Origin of the sequence: Thermus sp. 2.9, from assembly GCF_000794385.1 — a bacterium.
Lineage (GTDB): Bacteria > Deinococcota > Deinococci > Deinococcales > Thermaceae > Thermus > Thermus thalpophilus.
In genome coordinates this window covers 1-6412 of the sequence record NZ_JTJB01000017.1, presented here as the reverse complement: position 1 = coordinate 6412, position 6412 = coordinate 1, and the positions used below count along the sequence as shown (strand labels likewise).

10 protein-coding genes are annotated in these 6412 nt (G+C 63.7%); 5 read left to right on the top strand and 5 right to left on the bottom strand.

Annotated features, from left to right (window positions below; genetic code table 11):
- Positions 1 to 19: 19 nt before the first annotated feature.
- Positions 20 to 1240 (bottom strand): IS256 family transposase, encoded by a 1221-nt coding sequence (locus tag QT17_RS05315; RefSeq protein ID WP_039457411.1) that lies wholly within the window; start codon positions 1238 to 1240, stop codon positions 20 to 22.
- A gap of 260 nt (positions 1241 to 1500) precedes the next feature.
- On the opposite strand from QT17_RS05315, the gene QT17_RS13815 reads away from it, so the two are divergent.
- Complete coding sequence (locus tag QT17_RS13815) at positions 1501 to 1671, top strand: hypothetical protein (RefSeq protein ID WP_153802420.1); 171 nt, start codon at positions 1501 to 1503, stop codon at positions 1669 to 1671.
- A 48-nt stretch (positions 1672 to 1719) separates the two neighbouring features.
- Positions 1720 to 2112, top strand: coding sequence for a type II toxin-antitoxin system death-on-curing family toxin (locus QT17_RS05310; protein WP_039457409.1), 393 nt, complete (start codon positions 1720 to 1722; stop codon positions 2110 to 2112).
- A gap of 45 nt (positions 2113 to 2157) precedes the next feature.
- Here the strand turns inward: QT17_RS05310 and QT17_RS13810 are convergent, their stop codons facing one another.
- Positions 2158 to 2322: a hypothetical protein gene (locus QT17_RS13810; protein ID WP_153802419.1), complete on the bottom strand. Its 165-nt coding sequence runs from the start codon at positions 2320 to 2322 to the stop codon at positions 2158 to 2160.
- 206 nt (positions 2323 to 2528) lie between these two features.
- Here QT17_RS13810 and QT17_RS13060 point away from each other — a divergent pair, with 206 nt between their 5' ends.
- From QT17_RS13060 to QT17_RS05295, 3 genes are all read left to right on the top strand, one after another.
- On the top strand, positions 2529 to 3557 hold the full coding sequence (locus tag QT17_RS13060; RefSeq protein ID WP_052155174.1) for a peptidoglycan DD-metalloendopeptidase family protein: 1029 nt from the start codon (positions 2529 to 2531) through the stop codon (positions 3555 to 3557).
- A gap of 188 nt (positions 3558 to 3745) precedes the next feature.
- Entirely contained in the window at positions 3746 to 3973 is a 228-nt protein-coding gene (locus QT17_RS05300) for a ribbon-helix-helix protein, CopG family (protein ID WP_039457408.1), read from the top strand.
- A complete protein-coding gene (locus QT17_RS05295; RefSeq protein ID WP_039457407.1) occupies positions 3960 to 4349 on the top strand; it encodes a type II toxin-antitoxin system VapC family toxin in 390 nt (129 codons plus the stop codon). The genes QT17_RS05300 and QT17_RS05295 overlap by 14 nt, the downstream gene beginning before the upstream one ends.
- Positions 4350 to 4468: 119 nt before the next feature.
- Here QT17_RS05295 and QT17_RS05290 read toward each other — a convergent pair whose 3' ends face one another.
- From QT17_RS05290 to QT17_RS05280, 3 genes are read right to left on the bottom strand one after another with little or no spacing between them, the layout of a single operon-like run.
- A complete protein-coding gene (locus QT17_RS05290; protein WP_039457405.1) occupies positions 4469 to 5026 on the bottom strand; it encodes a hypothetical protein in 558 nt (185 codons plus the stop codon).
- Positions 5027 to 5029: 3 nt separating this feature from the next.
- Entirely contained in the window at positions 5030 to 5449 is a 420-nt protein-coding gene (locus QT17_RS05285; protein WP_039457403.1) for a helix-turn-helix domain-containing protein, read from the bottom strand.
- Between the two features lie 11 nt (positions 5450 to 5460).
- Positions 5461 to 5820, bottom strand: a complete 360-nt coding sequence (locus QT17_RS05280; protein WP_039457402.1) for a type II toxin-antitoxin system RelE/ParE family toxin — start codon at positions 5818 to 5820, stop codon at positions 5461 to 5463.
- Positions 5821 to 6412 lie beyond the last annotated feature (592 nt).

Below are 6412 nucleotides of genomic sequence, written 5' to 3'. Positions count from 1 at the left end.
GCGGCCTCGAGGGGTCGTGTCAAGATTTATGTGTAAGCGTCTGTGTACGGGGGGCATACCTTTCCCGAAGCATCCCTTCCAACACCTCCTGCACCTCGGCAACACCCTTCAACCTCCGCTCCGCCCACCTCCCTTCCTGCCGCTCAGACTCCAGGTACAAAAGCTTGTACACCGCCTCTCCCTTGGGAAACTTGTGGTCCCGCACCTTCGTCCCACGCCTCACTTCCCGAATAAACCGCTCCATCAGGTTAGTGCTGCGAAGATAGGGCCAGAGCACCTGGGGGTAATCGTAAAAGCGAAGCAGGGCCCCCGAGTTCTCCCACCAGGCCGCCACCAGGGAAGGATACCGAGACCCCCAGGCCTCCTTGAGCCTCTCCAAGGCCTCAAGGGCTTCCACCCGGCTCCTCGCCCCATAAATCCCCTTCAGGTCCTGCGCCAGCAAGGCCCGGTCCCGGGCACGCACCTGGGCCAGGCTGGAGCGCACCCTATGCACCACGCACACCTGCCACTGGGCCAGGGGATACACCCGGCGGATCGCCTCTTCCATCCCGGGTAGGCCATCGGTGATGAAGAGCAAAACCCGCCGCAGGCCCCTTTGCCATAGTTCCCTCAAGACCTCTTCCCAGGCAGTGGCGCTTTCCGTAGGCAAAAGCCAAAAGCCCAGAACCTGCCTCTGCCCACCAGGGGTGACGCCTAGAGCCACATAGACCGCCTCCCGCTCCACCCCAATCCCCTCCCTTAGGACCTTCAAGAAGAAACCGTCCAGGTAGACCCAGGCCATATCTTCCGGTATAGGCCTATGACGGAAGGCCTCCACCTCCTTCAGCACCTGGTCGGTAAGGGCGCTGATGGTCTCGTGGGTGTAGCGGTGGCCCAGAAGCAGGCTCATCACCTCGGCCGCCTTGCGCTGACTGACCCCGGCGGCGTAAAGGGCTACCGCCACTTCCCCCACGTCCACCAGGCGGCGGGCGTAGGGCTTAAGGAAAGCCGGGTAATACCGAGATTCCCGATCCCTAGGGACCTTCAGGTCCACCTGGCCGAAGGTGGTCTCCAGCTTGCGGGGGTAGTAGCCGTTCCTGCGGCCTCCGTGCACCTGCAAGAAGGCTGTCCGGTCCAGCTCCAGAACCGTCTGCAGAACCTCGGCTACTGTCTCCCGCACCGCTTCCCTCAGCAAGATCCGCAAGGTATCCTGGTCCACGGGGCACCTCCTCGTTCCAAGGTGTGCCCCCCTATTAAACACAGACCCTTACACATAAATCCTTACACGACCAGAGGACGGAAAGCTATGCGTTTACCGTTCCTTAGCCCATGGTCGCCTATTTCACTCCTGGAGAGTCCCGACCAAGGGCCACTTCCTGCTTCCACGACCCATGGCTCGTAGACCGACCCTCTCTATACAGGCCAGGATACACCTCCGGGTCTCCTCGAGGGCTCCCGCGAGGTTCCGCTCGGCCTCTTCCCGCTCGCGACGGTACCCCCGAGCCGTGGTATCCTGAAGGTGTGAAGAAGGTCTCCGTGGCTAAGAAGACCAGGGTAAAGGCGCGCAAGACCCTGGCCGTGGGGCGCAGCTCTTCCGTACGCCGCTCCGACTCCTTTTCGGAAGCGAAGCTCCTGCTCAATGAGATCATCGAAGAGAACCTGGAGACCTTCAAGCTCCTGGCCCGTTACTGAACCCCGGTGTCCCGAACCCCTTACTATCGCAAAGGGGGGTATAAGTTCTTGACCCCGGAGGCAATCCTCGAAGCCCATACCAACGTTCTGGCGAAGACCGGGGGGACACCCGGACTACGAAATAGGGGCCTTCTGGAGAGCGCGGCCTACGCCCCCGTGGAGAGCGCGGGCGGCCGGGACGCCTACCCCACCTTTTTCTCAAAGGTGGCCGCCCTGGGTTACCGCCTGTGCCAAAACCATCCCTTCGTGGACGGCAATAAACGTACGGCCCTGGCGGCCATGCTCTGGACCCTTAGGGCCAACGGCTACCGTCCGAAGATAGACCCCCAGGCTGGGACTGTAGTGATGGTTCTAGTAGCCATGGGCCACTTGAGCCTCGATGGACTCAGGGTAGCCCTGCTCCTGTGGTGTGACCTAGATCCTTCCCGAGAAGACTTCTAAGGGCCATTCCTTCATCCCGCTCCTACGCCTGCACCTCGGGGGCGCTCAGGGCTCCCTGGAACCTCCGAAGACCTCCCCCGTCCCCGCCTCTTCCCTGTCCGCCAGGGCAGAGGGCACCAGGGGGGTCAGGGCTTCAACAACGCGGAAGGTGCCCTTGGCGAGCTCCGCCAGAACCACTACGAGCCTCTTGCCCTGAGACTGGGAGTTCATCACAAACGGCAGCGAAGTGGGTATCCCGGAACTGGCACCGCCTGCCTCTTTGCATCTGCCTGGAAGCTTTGACGCTACAGACAGGAGGAAACCTCATGTCACCTAGGATGTCCTTATGTTCATCGGGATGGTTTTTGTTGTTCCCCTTGGCGCTCATTGGTTGCTCGTCCGGCTCGAGTCCGGCGGGCAAAGTGGACCCTCCTCCCGTGCTGACGTTGCCCTTTCAGGGAGAGTTCCGGGTTACCAACGTCAGCGACCACGAGTACCCCTTTCAGTTCCAGGACAACAACGGCTACCTCCTCAGCTGGTGGGGGGAGAAGCTTCCCGGGGTAGACGGACACCAGGGGTACGATTTCCCCATGCCGGAAGGCACGCCCCTCCTGGCGATCTACGACGGTGAGGTGGCCTTTGCGGGTTGGGAGAACCCCTTCTACTGCCCTTCCCTAGACAAGACGGTGTCCGGCCTGGGCGTCGTGTTGCGCCACCGTCTGCCGAACGGAGAGGTCTTTTTGTCCATCTACGCTCATCTAAGCGAGGTGCAGGTAAGGACGGGCGACCAGGTGCGCGCAGGACAGGTCCTGGGCCTTTCCGGCAACACGGGATGCAGCACGGGGCCCCACCTGCACTTCGAGATGCGCCGTTTGAGGGGCTCAGCGTGGCCGGTCTTTGACCCCTATGGCTGGAGCGGAGAGGGAGAGGATCCCTGGAGCAAGCACCCTTCCGGGGTTTCCAGCGTATGGCTCTGGGCGGAGGGGAAGGCGCCTCCCCTGTTTGCCGAGGTAAGCCTTCCGCCCAACCCCCAACCCACGGACCGCGCTCCGGTGGCCATTACGAAGGTCCGGTATATGGGAGTCAGAGACGCCCTCAACCCCAACAACGAGTTCGTGGAGATCACGGCGGACCCCCGCTTCGCCTCGGCCCCGGTTTCCCTTAAAGGGTTTTTCCTTCAGAACAAGCTTGGGGAGACCTTCGCCTTCCCGGACCTCACCCTGGAGCCCGGGGCTTCCTTGCGGGTCTACACGGGCCAAGGCAACCCAACCCAGGAGGCTTTGTTCTGGAATAGAACCCAACCGGCGTGGGACAACTGGGGCGACTGCGCTCAACTGGTTTACCCTTCCGGGGGTCGTTACCGCGTGGGCTACCGCTCGGGGTGTACGTGGGCTCAGGGACTCGGGGCTTTGGCCAGCGAGGAGGCAAGGATCCTCCGAGATGCCCACAACCTTCCTCTTCCTTAGCTACCCACTCAGCGCCCTTTTTTACCAGACCTTGAAGACCACTAGGGGGGCAGGGTCTCAAGCCGACCCACTACTTTCCCAGTCTCCCCTACCTTGGCAGGGTGGGCTTTGAGGCCTCCCGGGGTGGGCCCCTGTGTCGCCCCACGGACCCAGCTCCTTGCGCCTTCCCTGTGTTATGCTCTTCCTGTATGCGCTTAACCGTCCACCTCCCCGAGGACCTGGCCCGCCTCCTCCGCCAGACGGCGGAGAACGAGGGCAAGTCCATGAGCGCCCTCACCGCCGAGGCCTTGGAGGCCTACCTTAAGGAGCGCCGGCGCAGGGCCTTGGGCCTGAAGGTCCTGGAACGGGCCGGTAAGAGCCGGGTGGCCGGGGAGGCCCACCGCCTCCTGGAGGAGGGGCGGCGTGACCGCCCTTGACACCGGCTTCTTCCTCCGCCTCCTGGAGGGGCACGAGGAGGCCGGGGCCCTGTGGCGGGCCCTGGCGGAGGGGGAAAGGGAGGGGGTGGTGTCGGGCCTCTCCCTGGTGGAGCTCCTGCGCCTGGGCCTGAAGGGTGCTCTGGAGAAGGAGGACACGGAGCTCCTCCTCCAGGCCATCCCCGCCGTCTGCCGGGTGGTCTGGCCGGACTGGACCATTGGGGAGCGGGCGGCCCGGCTCTCCCACGGCCTCCACCTGCCCCTGGTGGACGCCCTGGTGCTGGCCACCGCTCTGGAGGCGGGGGCGAAGGAGCTTTGGACCGCGGACGCCGACCTCGCCCGGTACGATGGGAAGCTCCGGGTGGTCCTGCTCAGGTAGCGGCTTCACTGGGCCACCGCCATCCGGCCCGAGACGGGGGGCCCTGCCCACGATCTCCCGGTTGCTTAGCGCCACACCTCAAATAAGCCCCAAACTAATGGGGCAGAAGGCGATGCCTCCTAGACCTTCCAAGCGGGCAGGACCAGGCGGGGAAGCCCCATCTGCGCCGTGAGGAAGTCAGCGTAAAGCCTCAAGTAGGGCCAGAGGTGCACGATCAGGTTTCGCTCCCTAAAGGCGCGGAAGAGGGGCTCGTCCGGGAAGAGGGGCGTGGCGTAGCCGGCCCTCACCCTAAGCCGCAGGAAACCGAAGGGCCCCTCCTCGTCCTGGAAGTCCAGGCCCAAGGCGAGCCCGGCGGAGAAGCCCCCCTCCCTCGGCTCGGGGCCGAAGGCCTCGAGGCCCATGCGGAAGGAGAGCTTCCCCTTGGGGGAACGCTCCAGCTTCGCGTGGACCTCCATTAGTTCCACGGACCGGATCTCCAGACCCTGGAGGAACCTGGCGTAGGCCTCGGGATCGGGCTCCCCAGAAGGCGAGGGCTCCCCTCCCTTGGGCTTGAGGAGGCCCGAGCGCCTCAGGGTGGTGTAGACCCTCTGGTAGCTCAGGCCCAGGGCCTTGGCGATCTCGGAGATACCCTTCCCTTCCCGGTAGAGCCTGCGGATGGTCTCGGATTTGTTTTCCATGCTCTAGACGGCCCAAGAAGCCCGGGAGGCCTTGCCAAAAGCAGACTCCCAGCCGGGCCCGGCGCTTTCCCAAGCAGGCTCCGCTGTCTCCACCGGCTCGTCCGCCGCGAGGGAGAAGCGGGCCAGGACCTCCCCCCGCTCGTCGGCGAACTCCAGCCTCAGGGAAAGCCCCAGGGCCTGGGCGTAGCGGGCCAGGCTCTCCAGGCTCATGGAGAGGCCCGCGGAGGTCTCCAGCTGGCTCACCCGGCCCCGGGAGACCCCGAGGCGCTCGGCCACCTCCTTCTGGGAAAGCCCCCTCTCCTCCCGCAGGTAGCTGAGGAGCCAGGAGAGCTCCTCGTCCAAGACCTCCCGGTAAAGCCGCCGGGCCTCCGGGTCCTTCATGGACTCCCGGAAGTAGTCGCTAAAGTTGATGTTGTTTCCCATGGCAAGTCCCCCTAGTTAAGGTTTCTCTGGCTTTCCCTGTAAGCCTTCACCGCGAACTCCAGCAAGTCGGGGTCGGCCTCGTCCCGCTTTTTAACCTCTCCCGCGGCGACGACGAAGAGCGTGGCCCCTTGCCGCCAGTAGTAAAGCCGAAGCCCCGAGGGATGACGCAGTTCCCAGATGGGCGCCTGGAGCCCCTTAAGAGGCTTGGCCAAAGGTGGACGCAAGTCAGGACCGTGCTCCTCCAAGTTCTTGAGAAGGCGCTGGGCGAAGGCCAGAAGCTTGGGGTTGCTCCTCTTGAGAGCGTTGAAGAACTCCAGGACTTGAGAGTACCCTCGGGCATCCCGATAAAGCTCCACCCGGTACTGCGCCACTGCACACCCCCATATTAGTAGACCCCTTGAGGTTAGTCAAGGCTAACACAAGCGGGCCCCTTTCCTCGGGTTACCCCGCCTCGAGGTCCCCGCTTCCAGATGGCCCTGGAACCGCCGCACTAGGGCCTTTTGGAGGGGGTGTGTAGCTAACCGCCTGAAGGAGGAGCTCGCCGCCCTGGAAGCCCGCCTGGAAGAGGAGCGCAAGGCCCTCGAGGCCCTCTCCCCCCTCCCCGTCTACTGGCGGCGGGTCAAGTGCGGGAAGGAGAGTTGCCGGAAGTGCCCCCACGGGCCTTACCCTTAGGAAGAGATGGTGAGTGCATCGTAGCGATTTGTAAACCTCCTCCCTCTCGTGCACACCTTGTTTTTGCCCTGCAGAAGGGCGTTCTGAGCAATCAGCGACTGAACAGACTTTTGCAATCAAGGCGAGGGCGTTTACACGCGCTCCTCCGCTCCCCGCCCCGGGAAAAGTTACGACCCCCCTCCTCCGGGAACAGCGTCCTGAAGGCGTTGTGATTTGAAAGCACGAAACTTCTCCTTGTGGAATGGAGATTTTGCTGTCTCGACCTACGTTCCGCACCCCTCCCCCCTTTGT